The organism is Nostoc sp. (assembly GCF_041747015.1).
Taxonomy (GTDB): Bacteria; Cyanobacteriota; Cyanobacteriia; order Cyanobacteriales; family Nostocaceae; genus Nostoc.
Map to the genome: position 1 here is coordinate 1 of NZ_JBGTFY010000006.1, position 19,854 is coordinate 19,854.

21 protein-coding genes are annotated in these 19,854 nt (G+C 42.2%); 5 read left to right on the plus strand and 16 right to left on the minus strand.

All coding sequences use genetic code 11. The annotated features are described in order from the left end of the window. Window positions 1-523: 523 nt before the first annotated feature. Complete coding sequence (locus ACEW80_RS00480; protein ID WP_373524711.1) at window positions 524-928, plus strand: hypothetical protein; 405 nt, start codon at window positions 524-526, stop codon at window positions 926-928. Window positions 929-1,137: 209 nt separating this feature from the next. Here the strand turns inward: ACEW80_RS00480 and ACEW80_RS00485 are convergent, their stop codons facing one another. The 3 genes from ACEW80_RS00485 to ACEW80_RS00495 form a co-directional block, all read right to left on the minus strand. Beyond that, on the minus strand, window positions 1,138-1,329 hold the full coding sequence (locus ACEW80_RS00485) for a hypothetical protein (protein WP_373524712.1): 192 nt from the start codon (window positions 1,327-1,329) through the stop codon (window positions 1,138-1,140). 451 nt (window positions 1,330-1,780) lie between these two features. After that, the gene (locus tag ACEW80_RS00490; protein ID WP_373524713.1) at window positions 1,781-2,386 is read right to left on the minus strand and encodes a DUF3318 domain-containing protein; all 606 of its coding nucleotides are present in this window, start codon (window positions 2,384-2,386) and stop codon (window positions 1,781-1,783) included. A 321-nt stretch (window positions 2,387-2,707) separates the two neighbouring features. Next, window positions 2,708-3,184: a hypothetical protein gene (locus tag ACEW80_RS00495; RefSeq protein ID WP_373524743.1), complete on the minus strand. Its 477-nt coding sequence runs from the start codon at window positions 3,182-3,184 to the stop codon at window positions 2,708-2,710. Between the two features lie 542 nt (window positions 3,185-3,726). Between ACEW80_RS00495 and ACEW80_RS00500 the strand changes: the two genes are divergently transcribed. Beyond that, window positions 3,727-5,397, plus strand: a complete 1,671-nt coding sequence (locus ACEW80_RS00500) for an alpha/beta hydrolase (protein ID WP_373524714.1) — start codon at window positions 3,727-3,729, stop codon at window positions 5,395-5,397. Between the two features lie 777 nt (window positions 5,398-6,174). After that, the gene (locus tag ACEW80_RS00505) at window positions 6,175-6,903 is read left to right on the plus strand and encodes a DUF6875 domain-containing protein (RefSeq protein WP_373524715.1); all 729 of its coding nucleotides are present in this window, start codon (window positions 6,175-6,177) and stop codon (window positions 6,901-6,903) included. Window positions 6,904-7,024: 121 nt separating this feature from the next. On the opposite strand, the gene phnM is transcribed toward ACEW80_RS00505, so the two are convergent. The 10 genes from phnM to phnG form a co-directional block, all read right to left on the minus strand. Next, entirely contained in the window at window positions 7,025-8,182 is a 1,158-nt protein-coding gene (gene phnM / locus ACEW80_RS00510) for a phosphonate metabolism protein PhnM (protein WP_373524716.1), read from the minus strand. A 30-nt stretch (window positions 8,183-8,212) separates the two neighbouring features. Beyond that, entirely contained in the window at window positions 8,213-8,944 is a 732-nt protein-coding gene (gene phnL / locus ACEW80_RS00515) for a phosphonate C-P lyase system protein PhnL (protein ID WP_373524717.1), read from the minus strand. An 11-nt stretch (window positions 8,945-8,955) separates the two neighbouring features. Beyond that, on the minus strand, window positions 8,956-9,729 hold the full coding sequence (gene phnK, locus ACEW80_RS00520; protein ID WP_373524718.1) for a phosphonate C-P lyase system protein PhnK: 774 nt from the start codon (window positions 9,727-9,729) through the stop codon (window positions 8,956-8,958). Between the two features lie 121 nt (window positions 9,730-9,850). Continuing rightward, window positions 9,851-10,093: a hypothetical protein gene (locus ACEW80_RS00525; RefSeq protein WP_373524719.1), complete on the minus strand. Its 243-nt coding sequence runs from the start codon at window positions 10,091-10,093 to the stop codon at window positions 9,851-9,853. A 154-nt stretch (window positions 10,094-10,247) separates the two neighbouring features. Further along, entirely contained in the window at window positions 10,248-11,099 is an 852-nt protein-coding gene (locus tag ACEW80_RS00530) for an alpha-D-ribose 1-methylphosphonate 5-phosphate C-P-lyase PhnJ (protein WP_373524720.1), read from the minus strand. Between the two features lie 203 nt (window positions 11,100-11,302). Next, window positions 11,303-12,481, minus strand: coding sequence for an alpha-D-ribose 1-methylphosphonate 5-triphosphate diphosphatase (locus ACEW80_RS00535; RefSeq protein ID WP_373524721.1), 1,179 nt, complete (start codon window positions 12,479-12,481; stop codon window positions 11,303-11,305). A gap of 74 nt (window positions 12,482-12,555) precedes the next feature. Further along, complete coding sequence (locus ACEW80_RS00540) at window positions 12,556-13,620, minus strand: carbon-phosphorus lyase complex subunit PhnI (protein ID WP_373524722.1); 1,065 nt, start codon at window positions 13,618-13,620, stop codon at window positions 12,556-12,558. Between the two features lie 31 nt (window positions 13,621-13,651). Beyond that, window positions 13,652-14,242 (minus strand): phosphonate C-P lyase system protein PhnH, encoded by a 591-nt coding sequence (gene phnH, locus ACEW80_RS00545; protein WP_373524723.1) that lies wholly within the window; start codon window positions 14,240-14,242, stop codon window positions 13,652-13,654. Window positions 14,243-14,329: 87 nt separating this feature from the next. Beyond that, complete coding sequence (locus ACEW80_RS00550) at window positions 14,330-14,521, minus strand: hypothetical protein (RefSeq protein ID WP_373524724.1); 192 nt, start codon at window positions 14,519-14,521, stop codon at window positions 14,330-14,332. Between the two features lie 82 nt (window positions 14,522-14,603). Then, window positions 14,604-15,065, minus strand: a complete 462-nt coding sequence (gene phnG / locus ACEW80_RS00555; protein ID WP_373524725.1) for a phosphonate C-P lyase system protein PhnG — start codon at window positions 15,063-15,065, stop codon at window positions 14,604-14,606. A gap of 191 nt (window positions 15,066-15,256) precedes the next feature. On the opposite strand from phnG, the gene phnF reads away from it, so the two are divergent. Both phnF and ACEW80_RS00565 read left to right on the plus strand, forming a co-directional pair. Further along, window positions 15,257-15,997 (plus strand): phosphonate metabolism transcriptional regulator PhnF, encoded by a 741-nt coding sequence (gene phnF, locus ACEW80_RS00560; protein WP_373524726.1) that lies wholly within the window; start codon window positions 15,257-15,259, stop codon window positions 15,995-15,997. Between the two features lie 190 nt (window positions 15,998-16,187). Further along, the gene (locus ACEW80_RS00565) at window positions 16,188-16,787 is read left to right on the plus strand and encodes a Uma2 family endonuclease (RefSeq protein ID WP_373524727.1); all 600 of its coding nucleotides are present in this window, start codon (window positions 16,188-16,190) and stop codon (window positions 16,785-16,787) included. Between the two features lie 115 nt (window positions 16,788-16,902). Here the strand turns inward: ACEW80_RS00565 and phnE are convergent, their stop codons facing one another. From phnE to phnC, 3 genes are all read right to left on the minus strand, one after another. Further along, a complete protein-coding gene (phnE, locus tag ACEW80_RS00570) occupies window positions 16,903-17,676 on the minus strand; it encodes a phosphonate ABC transporter, permease protein PhnE (protein ID WP_373524744.1) in 774 nt (257 codons plus the stop codon). A gap of 268 nt (window positions 17,677-17,944) precedes the next feature. Then, the gene (gene phnD / locus ACEW80_RS00575; protein WP_373524728.1) at window positions 17,945-18,961 is read right to left on the minus strand and encodes a phosphonate ABC transporter substrate-binding protein; all 1,017 of its coding nucleotides are present in this window, start codon (window positions 18,959-18,961) and stop codon (window positions 17,945-17,947) included. Between the two features lie 79 nt (window positions 18,962-19,040). Continuing rightward, the gene (gene phnC, locus ACEW80_RS00580) at window positions 19,041-19,841 is read right to left on the minus strand and encodes a phosphonate ABC transporter ATP-binding protein (protein WP_373524729.1); all 801 of its coding nucleotides are present in this window, start codon (window positions 19,839-19,841) and stop codon (window positions 19,041-19,043) included. Between the last annotated feature and the right edge of the window lie 13 nt (window positions 19,842-19,854).

Here is a 19,854-nt window from a genome sequence, read left to right on the forward strand (position 1 = left end):
TATTAAGTGTGAAAAAACCTAGTTATGTAAAAAAAATAACTAGTCCGACGCGTTAGTGAACTAGTTTTTAAAGAAATCCTCTTCTCATGCCATGAGTATTATTACTCATCCACAAATAGTAAAAACTGCAAAAGTATAGAAGAGAATTAAATATTAACCCCGACGAGTTAGTTTAATTATTTTGCCAACTATCTTTAGATAGATAGGGTAAACACTACGCGATTTATCATCAGAAATCGCTTGGTAATGATGAAAAAATATAACTTTCACATAGCATTAGCATCTTTAATTGATTTTGTCAATATGTAATCCCTAACATTACCTAATAAATCACTAAGAGCTTCTCTAGACTGAATCTACATTCATGCTTTCAGTAGATGCAGTTATGACTTTGCAAATGCGATGATATGAAAGTTCTCGAACAATAGATAGTTGCTGTTGTTCAGATAAAAAATCAGATTTTATCCGACTCCAGTAACTTTGGTTTTTAACCAATTGTTTGATGTTTTGAGAAGGTAACATAATGAATAATATCCTAAAACGCACACTTCTACCCAGCCTTATGGCTGCAAGTTTAGCTGGTGTCACCCTAGTTCCCGTTAAACCAGCTGTTGCTGATGACCAAATACTACGAGATGTAGGTATTGGGGCTGTTACCAATGTGGTAACTGGAGCTGTTAGGGGAAATGGTGGTGTGTTAGGCAATGCTGTCAAAGGTGGTGTCACTGGCGCAGCCGTTAATGGTGCAAATGGTCTGAGAAACAATCGCAATCGCCGCAACCGGAACATTGGTCAAGATGTCGGAGTCGGTGCAGGTGCTAGTGCAGTGACCGGGGTAATTACTGGTGATGGCAGAGATACCCTTGGTAATGCTGTTGATGGTGCAGCTGTTGGTGCAGCAATCCATCTTTTGACCAATGGCAAATAATTAGTAATTCTTCATCTGAGATATTTCACAATCGTTAACGGTTTGTATTTGCAAACACTATGAACTTATCTCTACCCTAATTCCTCTCCTTCTAGGATGAGCAAACCTAACCCCCCTTTCCTAGTAGGAAAGGAGGGTTGGTGGGTTAGATTTATGTTGAGATATATGCCACCATCAGGATCAGATGATGTTAGACTTAATAGTAAACTCTAACCCTTTAACGCCTTTCTAAAGTTTCGACGATAGGATTGATTAGTAATAAACAAAGCTGGCCATAGCAAAGATAAACCAATGCGATTGGTCAAACTTGGATTAAAATTAGTCCGCCCAAACCCATTCCAAAACTTCCAAACCCCGCCTGCGTAAACTACTATCAAGACAAAAATAAGAAAGTTACCCATTGTGATCAACTCCGTTAGTAACTGACAGAATTTAAGTTAAGTTTTCCCCACGAGGTAAGCATTTCATAACCAAAACCGAGAAGGTATGATAAAACTTCTCAGTTATTGACATCTAGGTTATTTAACGACACGTTCTCTTATTCCAGTGTAGAGTAGGGTCAGGCATGGCAGCTAGTTATCGGTGATGGCAAGCTAATCAAAGGAGGTAAACATTATTTCATAGTTTATGTACTGAGACTGTAATCGTGCTAATTAGATGCTCGTACCTTGCACCTTTCGTCCAAAGGCTACAAGCTTTGGGTTAAATGCACAAAGCCATAGTTTAGCAGGTTTCAAAAGTCCGCGTCGGCGGATTTAGGAAAAGTTGGCATTGATCGCCATTAAAAACTTATGCAAAATAAAGCCTTTTCACTTTCAAGTTGCTACTAATAGGCAACAGAGAGGTTTATTTCTATTTTTTATAATTTTCTGGTATACCCACTGCTGATAAACCCGCGATCGCTCGTAAGTTTTGGCAACGAATCAACTCAGTAAAATTTAAACTGGAACGCCCTTCAATTTTGGCTACTTCTTCAATTGCAAATAACAAATGCTGGGCGGCTTGTGCTTCTGAATAACCGCGCCGCTGCGCGATCCGAATTGCTGCTGTATCAGCATTTAACTCTGACTCTTGAGATTTATTAGTACGCCAGACGCGAAAAGCTGCGATCGCACTTAATCCCCCGGCTACGGCTACACCCACCACATCCGACTGTGCTGCTTCAAATAATCCGCCTAATAGCCCCGCCAGTATTACACCTTGATAAATTTCGGGTTTAAACCACTTCACCCCCGTCAACCAGCTAACTACCTGCAACAGCAGCAAGTCTCGTTGTGGCTTTGTCAGGCGACGCCACAAATCGAAATTAATATATATCGGTCGCGCCTGATTCCAGGGTTGGGGAAAGAAGGCGTTAATCACTTTTGCTTGCTCCGGCTTGCTAACAATTTTTGTCGTCATCCGACCCGAAGCAGGCATCATATCTAACAAACGGCGAATTTCAACATTTGGCTCCATAATTTTAATTATTAGCCATGATGTGCATCGTAACTATTTTAGTTACCATTCTGCGTAACTGGAAATTAATTATTCACTCCCCCCTGCAAAATGCTCAAAACCGTTGATTTATCGTTGAGAGGTAGAGGGGAGTGTGAAAGGTTACATTTTTAATCTGTGATCGATTACATTATGTGAATTTAGGGGAGGTAACTTATCAAGTAGGGAGAGAGCGATTAAATGCTATGGCAGTAAGAGGAAAGATGCTATCAGTTTAGGATTACCACTGGAATATGAGCAGCGTTTTCAAGAAGAAGTAATCAGAGGCTCTTCAATCTCTCTTCAACTACTGCTACCTGAAGAATTTTGGCTTGATTGGGACGAGTAAATATCTTGAGTGAAAGTCAACGTCCAGTTCTGTTGATCGTTAATCTGAAAGTATAAACCTTGGAGAATAAGCCGCAGAGCTATTCGAGTTCTAATAAACTTCCTCATTAGATAAGTTCCTGGTTCAGCAAAGATATGATCAAAGTTTTTTTTATGACCAAATTGCTTTGAACAGTAACTTCCAGCACCTTGAACTGTTACCACAACAAATGGAGATTGTTTGTATTCATCAGGAACCATAAATATTCCATATACATGGTGACGACCACGCCACGGCTGAACAACAACTTTAGTAGCCTGTACTTGAAATTTTGTGGTTTTTGATGCTAAAAAATCCTTAAGATTGCACTCAGAATCATTTACAGTCCACCACAGCGTAATAATACTCAACGAGAGTAGTAAAATTAAAATATAGGGAAGTTGGCGACGCATAAAGCCCAGAAAAATTGTTGATGCGGCTGGTACTGAGAGAACTGCTAAAACCTTTTTACCCAACAGGATTTTGAATTATTAAATCCAAAATCTAAAATTGCAGTCAAGACTTCAGTCAACAAAAAATGCAGATTACAGATGCGTAGTTTACCGCACTTCTCTACGAGACGCTGCGCGTAGCGTCTCCGACAGGAGAAGGGTACGGCAAGGCTCAGTGACCACCGTAGGCATCGCTTACCCTGTTCTAGAGCTTCGTTACAATATTCAACTTAGTTGAGAAACAATCGGTTTTTTGTGGCTGTAAACACCAATTGTTGCTCAATTTTATAGCTGTAATGAATTCTACAATTCGTTGCCTTTGTTATGTTTTGATGTAGCTCTGTCCGCATCAGCTGATGCGTTGACGATGTAAGAGCGTAGGCGTAACCCGCACTTCATTAAGATCAGGAATAAATCCGCTTTTATTTCTAAGCAATTAATGGGGTAGTCAAATACACAAATATCCGTTATATTCCCGTAAGTAACAATTGGTAAAAATGTTTATGGGAAGAAGTTGGGGAAGTCTCAAGACAGTTGCGGGTTTCTTTGGCGCGTTGGGCAAAGCCCTTGCCGTAAGCATCGCCCTTACACAGTTTGGAGTAAATACTTCGGCAATTGCGGCTGATACGGTTGTCGTGCGTTTTGGTTTAATTACAGAATCTATCTCCCTTGCTGAGTTGCAAAAGGCTGCGAAAACTGGAGAATTGCCTGAGAGTTTGAAGCCTTACGCCAAAAGATTATCTGAACAACAACGCCGCTTCTTCTTGAGGGCGCTAGGTATGAATGTGCCGCTTAATGTTGTCACTGTGAGTAAATTAGTTAATACCCAAATTGGTACAAGCATTCTCAATGACTTCGCTACAGCCTTAGCGCGAAAGGACAAAGCTGGGGTACAAGCACTGAGAGCAGGATTGGTATTAGGCTCTACTGCACCGCGAGGTCTTTCTATACTGAGTTTTATCGCCGCTTATCCCAGTAAACGCCTAGAAATTGATTTACCGCAGGCTTTCGTCGTCGCAGGAAGTTTGAATACAGCTTTTTGGCGTACCCAACAGTTTATGCTGGCGATCGCTCCTCAACTCGACCCCAAAACACCGCAGATTGCTTTCCCTTTTGATCCCAGCCAACCAGGAAACGCTCAAGTACAAATACTCAACTTAAGCCTGAATGACCAAAAGCGCGATCGTAATATTCCAGTTGATATTTACTGGTCAACTGCTGCAACTCCCGACAAACCTATAATTGTCTTTTCTCACGGCTTCGGGTCAGTCCGCACCGACTTGCGTTACCTAGCAAAACATTTAGCATCCCACGGTTATGTAGTAGCAGCTTTAGAACATCCTGGTAGTAACAAGGCAAATACTGACTTAGCATTCCAAGGCAAAACCAGAGCTGTGAAGCCTCAGGAGTTTTTATATCGCCCTCAAGATATTAGTTTTGTTCTTGATGAATTAGAAAAGCTTAACCAAACAGCTAATAATCCGCTACAGGGGAAACTTGCAACCAACAAAGCGATGGTTGTTGGTTATTCTTTTGGCGGTGGTACAGCTTTAGCACTTGCTGGAGCTGAGTTACAACTGGAACGACTCAAACAACGCTGCAAAAAGAACTTGGCTGTCTTGAGTCTGGGAGAAGGTATGCAGTGCATTGCTCAAGAACTGCCAGAAAATAGCTATCAACTGCGGGATACTAGAATCAAACAGGCGATCGCTCTCAATCCAACAACTTCTCTAATTTTTGGCGAAACTGGGTTAACGAAGGTGCAAGTTCCTACCCTAGTGTTAGCAGGTTCCGCAGATAAAACCACCCCGGCTTTAACTGAACAGATTGTCGGATTTGACAAAATTCCATCCCCGAAATGGCTAGTTGGTATAGTTGGGGGTACTCATCTGAGTGTGAAAGACCCCAGCACCACTTGGGATCAAATAGGAAAACCAAATACACCGATTAGTGGTGGTGAAGTTGTAGGTGATAAAGCAGCTGATGTTCGCAAGTTGGTTAAGGCTATAAGTTTGGCCTTTGCTGCACAGACGACTCCAGAAGCTAAAAACTACGCGATCTTTCTGACATCAGATTATGCCCAGTTTGCTTCGACTGCCGTATTTCCATTTCGCATAATTACGCAGATTCCTCCTGGTGCTGTGCCAGTAGTGAAAGAATTTGTTGAGAAATAAGTTACCTGAAACCCTTGTAGAGAGGTTATATGTAACATCTCTACATTGATTTTCACTCCTATGTTCAATAGATAAGTCAGTTGGCACAATAAGAAACTCTCAAACCCCACCCCATCTAGGGTTTAAAATTTGGACTTGATTTTTCTTTAACAAGAATGAGCGCTAAGTAATATACAGCTGATAAAATTGGACTTAATTTTTGATATTTTACCTAGATAAAATCATACTAACTTGATATTGAACAGATAGTTGCTGTTAAAGCGATACTAAATTTTTACAATAAAAGTAATTATTTAAACATAAACTTTATAATATTTTTCTTAAAAATAATACAAACTAGGACTTATGCATTGACAAGGAAAATGAAATATGGATAATTGGAAAAGCCTGATCTCTCGTAGGGGCAATTCATGAATTGCCCCTACAGTACGGGTCTAGTTACCATCAAAGAATGATTAATAAAACTCTAAAACGACCTATTTTTGTGACTGCATACCATTATTAATTTGTCAATTACGTAAGTCTGAAAAACTTGAAAGTGTTAAAAAAGTAGAAGCATCTGTTGGATAATACACATATATTCTCGCTAAAATACCAAAAATAAATGAACACAAGTCGTTTGGTGCGAAAATAGGTTTGTGTATTTATTGGCGTAATTTTTTTTAATTCACAAAAATGCTACAAGCCAGAGATGAACCCAAAATAAAAAATATCAAAGCTTGTTTTGTTTACTTAGATAATAATTAGTTTCATCCACATAAAATTGTAAAACTAATTTTGGATTCAGAATTAAACAATTACTCCATTTTCCTCAAGCTCATGCAACTTTATACACCTCTTGAAATCCAACAACTCCAGCAAGACCAAGACCTGCCCTACTTACTTGAAATTCTCGAGTGGGTTAAAAGTTTTTTAGCAAGACCTCATCATAATTTAGGAAGACCTGGTGTAGTTTGCCCTTTTGTACCTCACTCTCTCAGGTCAAACAGTATTCGTTTAGCAGTTATTCGCACGAAAGATTTGTATCCATCTCAACTGGAAGAGATTGTTAGAAGCTACCAAGATATATTCGTTAACATGGAACTCAAAGAGCAAGAATTGGCAATCAATAGAGCTTTTTTACTTATCTTTCCTGATGTCCAGATAGAAGATGCTTGTCAAGTAATAGATAGTACTCAACAAAAACTAAAACCTTTGTTTGTTGAGTCAGGACTAATGATCGGAGAATTTCACAAACGTAATGAAAGTCCTGGTTTGCACAACCCAAACTTTCGTCCACTTCGTAGTCCTATCCCCTTATTAGCTATCCGGTTTATGGTTGAAGCTGACCTCCCTTTTCTTGAAAGTCCGGCTGATCCACACCTACGTATTAGGTATCTGGAAGCTTATTTAAAGCATTTTAGTCATACATTTACAGATGAAACTAAGTTTCAAAATGCTCAGAAAGCATTAGCTTTAGCAAAAAAAGAAATTGAACGAGAAAATTTGGTACATTATCGAGTCTAGCTCTATGAGTTTGATTTATTTTACAATTAGCTAAGAAAAACTGATTTTGGGATTGGTATCTCCCATCGATGTTTAAACTTCTCCGATAAACTTCGGTTAAATAGCCGGGTTTTTTGTTACTTTAAGCAACTCGACCACCTTGACAGATAGTTGAAGTTAAGCGTGGCACTACCCCATCATTATGAACTGTGATGAAATCAGCCCGTTTAGCTACTTCTAGACTACCGCGATCGCTAAATAGATGAATAGCTTTCGCTGGATTACTGGTAAATAATTGCATGGCTTCGTAAATAGGCTTACCAGTTTTGTGAGCAATGATAAAGATGGATTGCAGCAGACTTTGGGGAACGTAGTCGGAAGAAATCACATCGACTAAATTCTGCAAAACCAATTCCATCGCCGAGATATTACCAGAGTGAGAGCCGCCCAACACTAAATTAGGCGCACCCATCAAAACTTGCAATCCTAAATTGTGTGCTGCCTTTGCTGCTTCGAGGGTAGTAGGAAACTCGGCTAACACAACTCCATCTTCTACTGCTTCCTGAACGTGTTCGACTGTTGCATCATCATGACTTGCTAGGGAAATACCTTTAGCTTTGGTCATTTCCACCAGAGCTATCCGGTTTTTTTGGGCGTATATTTGCTGCTGCTGCTGCCGAGTTCCGATGAACTCATCAATTTGCTGCGGTGTCGCTCCATGTTTGCCCATGTAATATTCTTTGAACTTGTCTAAACGGATAAACTGCCGTTGACCGGGGGTATGATCCATTAGGGAAATCATTGATAAAAGGGGATTATCTGCGTATTGTGCAGTAATCTCATAAACTTGTTCATAAGCCAGTTCACAACGCAGGTGAATCCGGTGTTCAACAGAGAAACGTCCGGCTTTCTGCCCCTGACAGATGACATCAATCATTGGCGCAAAGTTAGTTAGGCGTGGTGAACCAATAGCTATATCACCAATTGCGATCGCATCACATACAGTTGTTACCCCAGCACTGGCTAAATCTCGATCATGGTAAACGGCTGCTGCTTCTAAAGGCCAGCGAATCCCTGGACGCGGAGATACACAGCGTTCCAGGTTGTCGGTGTGCAGTTCAATCAGCCCCGGCATGAGATAATCTCCTTGACCATTCTGCCCATGAGCAACGACTCCTGGCTGAATGTCAGCGATTAGTTTATCTCGCACTACAAGAGTACCAAGTACTTCCTCATAAGGAAGTTGAAGGCGATAATTTGTGTAGATTTGCTCATTCATAACAATTTGGGCATTGGGCATTGGGCATTGGAATCTCAGACAATACTACTATCAGTTATTCTTGCCAAAGCTTAATTCGCGGTTACAGAGTTGATCTCGCACTTCTTCGTCGTGAAAAATGCCAACTAAAGCACAGCCGGCTGCTTTGTATTCTTCGAGAAGTTCTATCACAACTTGGCGATTAGTTTTATCTAGGGCTGATGTAGGTTCATCCAGTAGTAAAATCGGATAGTTGACACAGAGGGCGCGGACGAGATTTACCCGTTGCTTTTCGCCTCCAGAAAAGGTGGTGGGAGACAATTCCCATAAGCGTTCTGGCAGGTTGAGGCGATGAAACAACTCTTTGACTCTAGCGATCGCAACTTCTGTTTTTACCCCTAACTCTAATAGCGGTTCTGCGGCAACTTCTAGCGCCGGAACTCTGGGAATCACTCGTAAAAACTGGCTGACATATCCTATAGTATTCTGCCGCACTGCTAAAAGTTCATGGGGTAGAAGTTGGCACAAATCTACCCAATCTCCTTGATACTTTACCCAAATTGAGCCGCTATCAGCGCGATAGTTGGCGTATAAACAGCGCATCAAGGTAGACTTGCCTGAGCCGGATGACCCAGTTAGGGCTAAACATTCCCCAGCATTCACACTCAGGGATAAGTCTTCTAAAACTGATAGACGAACACCTCCTTGCTGATGCAAAGTAAAACCCTTTCGCAAATCTTCTACTTGCAGCAGGGTTTTAGCGGAAATGTTAGCGCGTGGATGATTAACAGTTAATGATTGCATTGCTGATAAATTTATGGCGTTAAAGCGGCGCTGACCAGTAGTTGAGTGTAGGGATGCTGGGGATCATCAAGCACTTGATCGGTTAAACCTGATTCCACCACTTGACCTTGTTGCATTACTAGCAAGCGATCAGCCAGCAGTCTGACAACGCCGATATCGTGTGTAACCACAATGACGCTCAGGTGAAAATTCCGTACTAGCGATCGCAACAAGTCGAGTAACCGCGCTTGCACCGACACATCCAACCCTCCCGTCGGTTCATCCATTAATATCAACCGGGGTCGAGTCACCAACACACGAGCCAGTTGTAACCTTTGCTGCATCCCTCCAGAAAAAATTACTGGCAAGTCATCCATCCGCGCCGGATCAATTTCTACTTGTTGCAACCAGTGGGCAGCCTCATCCCGAATGTTGCCATAGTGTCGCACCCCAACATCTAGAAGGCGTTCGCCAATATTTGCCCCGGCACTAACTTTCATTCGCAAACCATCACGGGGATTTTGTTGGACAAAGCCCCATTCAGTTCGCATCAATTGGCGGCGTTTGGCTTCAGGAAGTTGGGTAACTTCTAAGTCTTCTCCATTACGATTGGTATAAATAACATTACCTTGGTCGATGGGGAAGTGATTGGCGATGGCACTGAGCAAAGTAGACTTACCCGATCCCGATTCTCCAACGATACCTAGAACTTGACCAGGGTAGAGATCAAAGGAAATGCGATCGCACGCTTTGATTGCACCGTAAGATTTACTCAATTGGTGAACTTGTAAAAGAGGTTTTATCATTAGTCATTAGTCATTTGTCAACAGTAAAACTTAAAATTTAAAGTTTAGGGGTTCACTCAATACGGTTCGGATAAGACTTGATCCCCCCAACCCCCTTAAAAATGGGGGGCTAAGAATAGCTCTATTTCCCCCTTTTTAAGGCTACGGTGTACACACAAGTTTTTTTGACTCGCACCTTAGTTGTATCGACTCGCACCTTAGTTGTATCGACTCGCACCTTAGTTGTATCGGCTCGCATCTTAGTTGTATCGGCTCGCATCTTAGTTGTATCGGCTCGCATCTTAGTTGTATTGACTCGTATCTTAGTTGTATCGGCTCGCACCTTAGTTGTATCGACTCGCAGCTTAGTTGCATTGACCTGCAAAAAATAACTTACCCGACGTTATGCAGTAACTCTAAAAGATTTGTGTGTACACGGTAGCTTTTTAAGGGGAGACAGCGCGGTTTTGGGGGTTTCCCCCATGAGTGACTGCCGTGGGAACCCCCGCAACGCGCTGCCTTGCTTTTGCGTGAGACATTCATCCCTGTTGCTGATTACAGTAATCTGTATCCGAACAGATCCACATTCTGCTACCTTGGTCATCAATTATCACCTCATCTAGATAGCTTTCCGTAGAACCACATAGCTCACAAGCTTTATCCCATCGCTCTACTGTGAAAGGATAATCTTCAAAATCAAGACTTTTGACTTTGGTATAAGGCGGGATTGCATATATCCGCTTTTCCCGTCCAGCGCCAAACAACTGTAGTGCAGGACTCATCTGCATTTTAGGATTATCAAAGCGCGGGATCGGACTAGGACTCATCAAATAGCGATCGTGTACCATTACCGGGTAGTCGTAGGATGTGGCAATGTGCCCGTGTTTGGTAACATCTTCATAAAGTTTGACATACATGGGGCCATATTCTTCCAAGCTGTGCATTTTACCTGCTTCGACTGCGGAAGGTTCTAGCCAGCGCAAGGGTTCGGGAATGGGTACTTGGTAGACCAAAATCTGTCCGTCGCGCAGAGGTGTTTCGGGAATGCGATGGCGAGTTTGGATTAGCGTTGCTTGTTCTGTTCGTTCTGTTGTCTGGACATCACAAACCTTTTTGAAGAAGCGGCGAATGTTAACTGCATTAGTCGTGTCGTCTGCTCCTTGGTCAATTACTTTTAGCACATCGGTTTGACCAATCACAGCAGATGTTACCTGAATTCCGCCAGTACCCCAGCCGTAGGACATAGGCATTTCCCTAGAAGAAAAGGGAATTTGATGTCCGGGAATGGCAACGGCTTTGAGTAAGGCGCGGCGAATTGAGCGCTTGGTTTGTTCATCTAAATAAGCAAAGTTAAAGCCGGTTTTGGGGGAGTGGGGAAGAGTGTTGTCCATTACGCAGTTTGTTTACTTATTGTCAATACTTAGCAAGCAGTAAGTCAATACTTTTCGGTTAAGGTGCACAGCCCTTAATTGATCCCCCTTAGTCCCCCTTAAAAAGGGGGAAATAGAGTCATTCTTAGCCCCCCTTTTTAAGGGGGGTTGGGGGGGATCGAGTCTTAACCGAACCGTATTGAGCATAGAATTTCATCCCATAATTATTTGATTGAATATCTGGCGACTTCTTGCCCTGTCACATAGACAGATGCAATCGCCGCAGGTAGAGAATTATTAGGAGATATCAACAGGAAATCTGCATCCAAGCCAGGGGCAATTTTCCCTTTGCGATCGCTAATCCCCACTGCCGCCGCCGGACGTCTGGAAACCAGTGTCCATGCTGTTTCAAAAGACATCAAGCCTAATTCATTTAGTTTAAAGGGTGCATGAAACAAGGAAGGATAATGGTAATCTGAGCAAAGGCAATCCAAAACATCATTTTTAGCCGCCTCAGCCACACTCATGTAGCCCACATGAGAGCCACCACGCACCAAGTTAGGCGCACCCATCAACACTGCTGCTCCGTAACTGCGGGATTGAGCAGCTAAAGTAATACTCCCAGGAAATTCAGCGATCGCAACCTGACGGCGTTGACTTTGTGCCACCTTATCTTCAGAATCATCATCATGGGAAGCTAGGGGAATTCCGTAAGTATGGGCAAGCTCAACTAATTGCTCTATTTGCTCGTGTCCCTGGTGTCGTTGTTCTTGTACTTGAGTGATCAGTTCTTTAATTTCTTCGTCAGACAAAGATATTCGTTGCCGCAAACCTTTGATATATCGGTTCAATGTTTGCTGATTTCCCAGAGGTGGTAAATGATCATTGATCGATAAAAGTTGAATGCGCCCAGATGTTAGCCAATCACATAATTCTTCATGCCCTTTAGTATTTGCTTCTTCATGCCTAATATGAATCCGATGATTGCAGCTTAAAACTTGCTTACCTGTTTCCAAAATAAAATCAATCAAAGCCCGGGCTGAATCTCGGCTTCGCAAACCCGGTTCATAGGAGTCTGTAATTGAGCAAAAGAAAGTTGTGATTCCAGCAGACAAAAGATTACGGTCATTATCAGCGATCGCAATTGGCAGAGGAAAATTAACCCCAGGACGAGGACAAATCATCCTCTCAAAGGCATCACCATGCAAATCAATAATCCCAGGCAACATCTGAAGTCCTTTAGCATTTACCAAATGAAACCCACTCGGACTACTTACTTGATCAACACTAACAAACTGCCCATCTTCAATTAAAACCGTTGCATCCTGAATCCACCCCTCCGCAGTCAACACATCCGCCCCTTGAATAGCAACCTTCACCTTTTGAATACTTTGCAATGGCATCACCAAATAACCTCATCTCAACTTTAACTCTCCGCGCCTCTGCGCCTCTGCGTGACAAAATCCATTCTTAATTCCTACCGTCGCAACTTCCGCACCAAATTCAACTCAGCCTGAAAATCAATATAGTGAGGAAGCTTAAGATGCTGCACAAACCCCTGTGCTTCAACATTATCTGAGTGAGAAAGTACAAACTCAACATCTTGGGCTGCTCCCTGCACCGTTTCCTCCAACTCCTCAGCTCGCATCGCCCGATCTACCAACGCCATCGACATAGCTTTGCGTTCGTTATAACCAAACGTCAGCCCATAGCCACGGGTAAACTGAGCAGGTAACTCCTTACTACCTTTAAACTGATTTACCATCTGTACTTCCGTAATAGTAATATCAGCGATCGCAACTTCAAATCCCAACTCTTCGGGGCAAATCACCACCTCCACTTCTCCCATCCGAATTTCTCCAGCAAAAGGATGATTTCTGCCATAACCTCGTTGAGTAGAGTATGCCAGAGATAGCAAAAAGCCCTCATCCGCCCGCGCCAAATTCTGGAGTCTCGCATCCCGTCCCGCCGGAAAGGTCAGAGGTTGACGTGTCAAATCAAAAGGTTCAGATGAAGCAGAGTCCCCTTCTCCCTTCTCGGACTGCATCAATCCCTCTCGATCTAGAGTGTCAATCACACGGGGAACAGGTTCATTAATTACCTTTGATTCCGGCGCTGCTGCAACTTCTCCCTCTGCCATCAGCTTAAAGTCCAGCAAGCGATGGATATAGTCAAAGGTAGGGCCTAAACTCTGTCCTCCTGGAACATCCTTAAAGATCGAAGAAATCCGCCGTTGAATCTGCATTTTACTGGTATCTAGTGGCTGACTGTAGTATAGGCGTGGCAGCGTTGTCCGATAAGCTCGTAACAAAAAAATCGCCTCTACTAAATCGCCCCAAGATTGTTTAATAGCAAGGGCTGCTAACTCTCGGTCATATAGACTACCTTCACACATCACTCGCTCCACAGCTAGAGTCAGCTGTTGTTCAATCTGGTCTAGCGTCAGTTCAGGAATAGCAGGATCACCCCGGCGTTTGCTCCCAAGCAGGGTTTCTGCATTCTGGATTGCCTGTTCACCACCTTTAACTGCAACATAGGGCATAAATTTTCACTTTTATCAATTGTTAATCTTGTTAAAAAACCTCAGATTTTGCCGTGCGTGGTAGTCCCATCACTGCATTTTCCGTAAATAAAAATACATCTAAACCCTGTGGATAGGCTAAATGATTCTTCGCCCAGAAATCCCAAAAGTGACGAGGAAGTTTGGGTAAAATCTTTCTCTTGTCCAAAATTCCTGGCCCTGTCAGCACTACAGCCTGTCCTCCTTCCCAACTTTCCACTTGCACCAGTAGTGTTGTTGAAGCTTCAGGCTGCTCTGCTGTACCCCAATTGAAACTAGATAATTCTGACAATGCTGCCAAATCTTGAATTAGGGCAAAGTCAGCCTCTCCAGGTTGCTGTGTGAAGCGACACCCAGTATGGAATAGCAACCAAGCCTTGATTTGGGGAGCAAAACTAGACTCAAGCCAAACTTTAACGTCCAAATCTAGTAGTGTTAGACAAGCTGCGGCACAGGCACGGGTTAAGCCCGAAGGCACAGTCATACTAGCAGTTATCGGGTATAGTGTCCCCGGTCGAGCATTAGCATCAAGTAGCGCCCGAAATGTCTGCTGGGCATCGTGAATCGAATCTTCAAAACCTGGTAAATGGGTAAGTTTTGTCATTTGTCATTGGTCATTTGTCATTGGTCATTGGTCATTTGTCATTTGTCATTTGTCATTTGTCATTGGTCATTTGTCATTTGTTATTGGTCAAAGCTCAACTTCCGAGTTCAAAGGTGCAACTTCCGAGTTCAAAGGTGCAACTGTCGAGTTCAAAGGTGCAACTTCCGAGTTCAAAGGTGCAACTTCCGAGTTCAAAGGTGCAACTTCCGAGTTCAAAGGTGCAACTGTCGAGTTCAAAGGTGCAACTGTCGAGTTCAAAGGTGCAACTGTCGAGTTCAAAGGCTCAACTTCTGAGTTCAGAGGTGCAACTTTCGAGTTCAGAGGCTCAACTTTGAATTTTCAACTGCCTCCCTCTGCTCTCTCACCCCTCCCCTCTAACCATTGTGAAGAAATTGACCTTAGTCGCTGCGGTTTGGCGTTGCTTGAGTTCCTGTTGACGCTGGCTTTCTGCTTGTAGGGGTTGAATTACTTCAGCTTGAATCTGGTCATGCCATTGGGGGCTTTGCAATAGGGCATCACAGAAAGCAGCTAGTTCAGCATGACGATGCGATCGCCCTGCAACATAACTAAAACCTGCGATTGCCTCACATCCCGGTTGGCTCTCTAGTTGCACCACACAGCGAGTCATGGTAATTTCTCCCAAGTTAAATAGCTCTCCTGTTCCCCCAGCGCGTCCCCGAACCATTGCTAGTCCAATCTCTGGGGAACGTAAAAAACTATAGCTGGGTAATGTACCTAGTTTGTTCACCAGTTTCTCTAATAGTTCTGGTTCAGCTTTAGCTAATATTGCCATCCATGTTTGTCTTTGGGTCACGGTAGCCATAGGTAACATGAGGGTTGAATTTAAACGCAGAGGGGCGCAGAGGGAAGCGCGGAGGTACGCAGAGAATTAATGAAATGGTAAATATTCAATTGAAATTACCTTAAACTATTCTTAATTTGTCTAGACATCTAGATGAAAATAGATTAACGCAATTTTAGCAAGTTGACAATCTAAATATTGATAATTGATACATGAACGATGAAGCGATGCCCATTTATGCCAAAATTGCTGCCGAGTTGCGGCAAAACATCCACCAAGGGGTTTATCAAGTTGGAGATCAATTACCAACAGAAACTAAGTTAGCAGAACAATTTGCAGTCAATCGCCATACGATTAGGCAAGCGATCGCATTGCTAAAAAACGAGGGATTGCTACGAGTTGACCGAGGACGCGGAACTTTTGTAGCAGCTAAAACCATTCGCTATCCTATTGGTAAGCGGGTGCGTTATAATCAAACACTGAAAACACAAGGTTGGCAAGCTAGGTTCCAACTACTTCGTACTTTAGAAGTCCCCGCAGACATTGCCGTTGCCACAAAACTAGAAATTAATTGTGGTGAGCCGATAGCTTTAATTGAGCGTTTGGGTTTAGCGGATGAGGAACCGATTAGTGTGGGTACAGGATATTTTCCCCTAAAACGCTTTCCCGATTTGTTAGAGCCAAAAAACATCCAGATATTACGAGAACAGCAATCAATATCTCAGTTTTTGCAGCAGGTATATGGATGTGATCATATACGTCGCAGTACTTGTGTTTCTGCTCGTTTAGTTCAGCCTCATGATGCACAATGGTTAGCACTTGGACTTAATCAACCCATCCTTTTAGCAGAGTCGGTTAACGTTGATCAAACTGGTAATGTGATTGAGTATGGTGTAACTCGACTGCGGGGCGATCGCATGGAATTGTTTTTTGAAAATGACTTAACAAAATAACTTGTTTGTAATTTCGGTTAATTATATGGTAAGTAGATTTTAGATGAATAGACCACATTAGTGTGGACATTAAAACGCCCACACAACAAGCTAGATGTTACTCTGGAAATAGCTAGAAAACCAGCTATTTTAGCCTTCTGCACGATTTAGGTACAACCGCCTTCAAAAACCTCAGTTTTAGGGCTGAACGATGACACAAGCCAAATCCCAAGCGATCTCCGTCATTATCCCATCCACACTAACACTTACAGTTACTCACGAGCAGTTAGTTCAGTTAGTACTTGCTAACCGAGATTTACAATTAGAACGAACTGTTACAGGAGAGTTAATCGTTATGGCTCCAACTGGAGGCACTACAGGAAATAAAAATTTAGATATCGAAGGACAACTCTGGTTCTGGAACCGTCAAACAAAACTTGGCAAAACATTTAACTCTTCGACGGGTTTTCATCTCCCTAATGGTGCTGATCGCTCTCCTGATGCAGCTTGGGTACGTCAAGACAGATGGGACACACTTACAAAAGAACAACAAGATGGATTCGTTCCTCTTTGCCCTGATTTTGTATTGGAATTACGTTCCAAAAATGACAACATGGAGCCACTACGAGCCAAAATGAGAGAGTACTTGGAAAATGGAGCTCGTTTAGGTTGGTTGATTGACTGGAAAAACAAAAAGGTGGAAATTTATATACCCGGTAGAGATGTCGAAGTACTGGATAATCCTGTAACTTTGTCAGGCGAAAATGTCCTACTTGGTTTTGTTTTAGATTTAACCGAGGTTTGGAGTTGATAATATTAAGTTAATTGACATTCTCTTCAATATTATTGGTAATCAGGTTGTTGAGAGTAAGTGGGCAAGAATAAATCAAACTATGTATTTTTGCCAAGATTGGGATACTCTCGATTTAAACTAGCCAAGCTCTAATTTTTGCTGACAGCAAATCAATAGTACCAGTAGCAATAATCAAAATAATCAAAATTGCACAGACTTTTTGGTACTCAAAAGATCCAAAACTCTGATAAAGAGAAACTCCAATTCCACCAGCACCAACAATTCCTAATACAGAAGCCGAACGAACATTCGATTCAAACCGATAGAGAGTAAAAGAAGTCCATAAAGGCAGTACTTGCGGAAGCACACCAAAGATAATTTCTTGAATGTGACTAGCACCAGTTGCCCGAATTCCTTCCACTGGGCCTGGATCAATTGCCTCCACTGCTTCGGAAAATAGCTTTCCAAGTGTACCGGCGGTGTGAACAAATAGAGCCAAGACACCGGCAAATGGCCCCAAACCTACGGCTACTACAAAGACAAGTGCGAAAACAATTTCGTTGATGGCACGCATGGCATCTAAAAGTCGGCGTGTTGATTGTACAATCCAAGGTGGGCATATATTGTTTGATGCTAAAATAGATAAGGGAACTGCGGCGATCGCAGCCATTAAAGTTCCCCAAATTCCCATCGATATAGTAATAATAGTTTCAGATAAATAATATTTCCAATCACTAAAATCTGGCGGAAAATATGAACGGGTATATTCCACCATATTGCCGCCGCTCTGGAACAGTAATGGAAAATTTAGTTCGCCCTGAATGTAAGAAAAAATCAGGACGCCGACAACAGCCAATAGGAAAAAAACCCGATTATTAGTAACAAGTTTTGCTTCTCGCTCTAACATTGCAACTACCGCAGGAGATGCACTAGCAATGATGTGACTACGTTTTTGCACTTTTTTTCTGTCTTTCACTATCAGCAATTCTATTTAATTTGTGAAAATCTAAAGTTCAGATTCCCAATTTATTAAAGAAACTGGGAATCTAATTATTTACTGCGCCATATATAGCGTTTCCTAATCACATGAGGTACATCATAGCCCCCTCTCGAAAAGCGGGGAGGGGGTTGGGGGTGGGGAACTTGAGTACCTCACTCAACTGAGAACCGCTATATCAGTTTGTCTGAATCTTCTTAAGTTGCTCATTGAGTTCTGCCAACTTCTGCTTTTTATCTTGTTCGCTTATATCTGCTTTAGATTGTGTTTCTTGAATTGCTTTGGCAATTTCAAGCTCCCGAATTGTATTCCAAATTTTATCGGTGGCTGGAGCGAAACTAGCAATTTTAAAAGGTGCTAAAACTTTTTCATCTTTATAATTGTAGAAGAAGTTTTGAAACTTCTTTTTGATATCTGCTGGCAAATCCTGGCGATAGGCAACAGGATCGCTGGGAATCATGGGTGATTTCCAAATAACTTCAATCTTATTTCTAGCTTCAGAATTAGTTATTTGCAAGCGTTCTAAGGCTTCGCTACTAACAGTAGCAACATCTACTTTTTTATTAGCAACCGCGAGAGCGCACGCTTCATGATTACCAGCAAATATTAAACGCTTGAAGGCTTTTTTAGGATCAACGTTGTTTTTTGTAAAAATGTAGTAACTCGGCACTAAGAACCCAGATGTCGAATTAGGATCGTTGAAGGCAAAGGTAAGTTTAGCAGCATTTTTAACCACATATTTATCACCACCTTCTGCTTTAGCTTCAGCAGCTATAGGATTATCTTTATTGGTAATTAAATGTGAATAATAGCCTTTTGTCCCATCTTCACTCACAACTTGAGCAAATGCTTCAGCTTTAGCTATTTTTACAGCTTCAATATATGACTTACCACCTAACCACGCTACCTGTACTTTACCAAAGCGCATTGCCTCTATGACTGCTGCATATTGTGTGACATAAAATGGTTTGATGGTAATGCCAATCTCCTTAGACATTGCAGCCGCAAAAGGTTCCCAAATCGGCTTTTGATTTACCTGAGATTCTGTAGAAAGAACGCCAAAGTTAATTTCTTTAATATTTGCAACATCTGAGTTAGAACTATTAGAACTAGGGGTACAGGCTGATAGTAATTTCGCACTTGTCAAGGTGAGAGTAAACAAAGAAGCTTGTTGAATAAATAACCGTCTGCTCATGGATAAATCCTTAATTATTTTTTTAATCTTGATGTTGTTTTCTTGAGTAGCTTTAGAACTGTAAGACTCAGCAAATATTTTATCCTAAAAACTCCCCATGTCCTCTCAAAACAAGTTCTTCTACAGCTGTACCGTAGAGCTCATTGAGCATATCATCATCTAGTTCTGCGATCGCACCATCAAACATCACTTCTCCATTTCTCAGGGCGATCGCCCGGTTAAAATATTGACGCACTATTTGAATCTGATGTAAGGAGGTGACTACTGTAATTCCGTTTTCTCGATTTAGTTCCGTCAGCAACTCCATGACTTTTCGAGCAGATTCTGGATCGAGGGAAGCGATGGGTTCATCTGCAAGGATAATTTTAGCTCCCTGCACAAGACAACGAGCGATCGCTACTCGTTGTTGTTGTCCACCAGAAAGCATAGAAGCCCGCTTATAAGCGTGTTCCAGAATACCAACTCTCTCCAATGCACAAAGAGCTTGAATTTTTTCTTCTTTAGTAAAGAAATGTAACGCTGAACGAATCAGAGGCGATCGCGCCAAATTACCAACGAGAACATTTTCAATAACTGTTAGCCGATTCACCAAATTGAACTGTTGGAAAATATAGCCTATTTGACTCCGCAAAATCCTAATTTTGGAATGCAATTTCCCCTGGCTTTGCAGAGCAATTCCAAAAATAAAAACTGTTCCGGCATCTCCAATCTGCAAGCCATTTATCTGCCGCAAGAGTGTAGATTTTCCTGAGCCAGATGAACCCACAAGCGATACCATTTCCCCTTCGTTAATCGTACAGGAAACTTGTTTTAGTGCTGGCTTACCCTTAAAATTTTTTGACAGATTACTTACTTCTATAGCCACTGTGGTCGTGAGCATTTGACACTTTAGA

Bases quoted from the DNA above. Each gene is read 5' to 3' on its own strand.
- ACEW80_RS00480 (WP_373524711.1), top strand. From the start codon at position 524: ATGAATAATATCCTAAAACGCACACTTCTACCCAGCCTTATGGCTGCA.
- ACEW80_RS00485 (WP_373524712.1), bottom strand. From the start codon at position 1,329: ATGGGTAACTTTCTTATTTTTGTCTTGATAGTAGTTTACGCAGGCGGG.
- ACEW80_RS00490 (WP_373524713.1), bottom strand. From the start codon at position 2,386: ATGGAGCCAAATGTTGAAATTCGCCGTTTGTTAGATATGATGCCTGCT.
- ACEW80_RS00495 (WP_373524743.1), bottom strand. From the start codon at position 3,184: ATGCGTCGCCAACTTCCCTATATTTTAATTTTACTACTCTCGTTGAGT.
- ACEW80_RS00500 (WP_373524714.1), top strand. From the start codon at position 3,727: ATGGGAAGAAGTTGGGGAAGTCTCAAGACAGTTGCGGGTTTCTTTGGC.
- phnM (WP_373524716.1), bottom strand. From the start codon at position 8,182: ATGCCCAATGCCCAAATTGTTATGAATGAGCAAATCTACACAAATTAT.
- phnL (WP_373524717.1), bottom strand. From the start codon at position 8,944: ATGCAATCATTAACTGTTAATCATCCACGCGCTAACATTTCCGCTAAA.
- phnK (WP_373524718.1), bottom strand. From the start codon at position 9,729: ATGATAAAACCTCTTTTACAAGTTCACCAATTGAGTAAATCTTACGGT.
- ACEW80_RS00530 (WP_373524720.1), bottom strand. From the start codon at position 11,099: ATGGACAACACTCTTCCCCACTCCCCCAAAACCGGCTTTAACTTTGCT.
- ACEW80_RS00535 (WP_373524721.1), bottom strand. From the start codon at position 12,481: ATGCCATTGCAAAGTATTCAAAAGGTGAAGGTTGCTATTCAAGGGGCG.
- ACEW80_RS00540 (WP_373524722.1), bottom strand. From the start codon at position 13,620: ATGCCCTATGTTGCAGTTAAAGGTGGTGAACAGGCAATCCAGAATGCA.
- phnH (WP_373524723.1), bottom strand. From the start codon at position 14,242: ATGACAAAACTTACCCATTTACCAGGTTTTGAAGATTCGATTCACGAT.
- phnG (WP_373524725.1), bottom strand. From the start codon at position 15,065: ATGGCTACCGTGACCCAAAGACAAACATGGATGGCAATATTAGCTAAA.
- phnF (WP_373524726.1), top strand. From the start codon at position 15,257: ATGAACGATGAAGCGATGCCCATTTATGCCAAAATTGCTGCCGAGTTG.
- ACEW80_RS00565 (WP_373524727.1), top strand. From the start codon at position 16,188: ATGACACAAGCCAAATCCCAAGCGATCTCCGTCATTATCCCATCCACA.
- phnE (WP_373524744.1), bottom strand. From the start codon at position 17,676: ATGTTAGAGCGAGAAGCAAAACTTGTTACTAATAATCGGGTTTTTTTC.
- phnD (WP_373524728.1), bottom strand. From the start codon at position 18,961: ATGAGCAGACGGTTATTTATTCAACAAGCTTCTTTGTTTACTCTCACC.
- phnC (WP_373524729.1), bottom strand. From the start codon at position 19,841: ATGCTCACGACCACAGTGGCTATAGAAGTAAGTAATCTGTCAAAAAAT.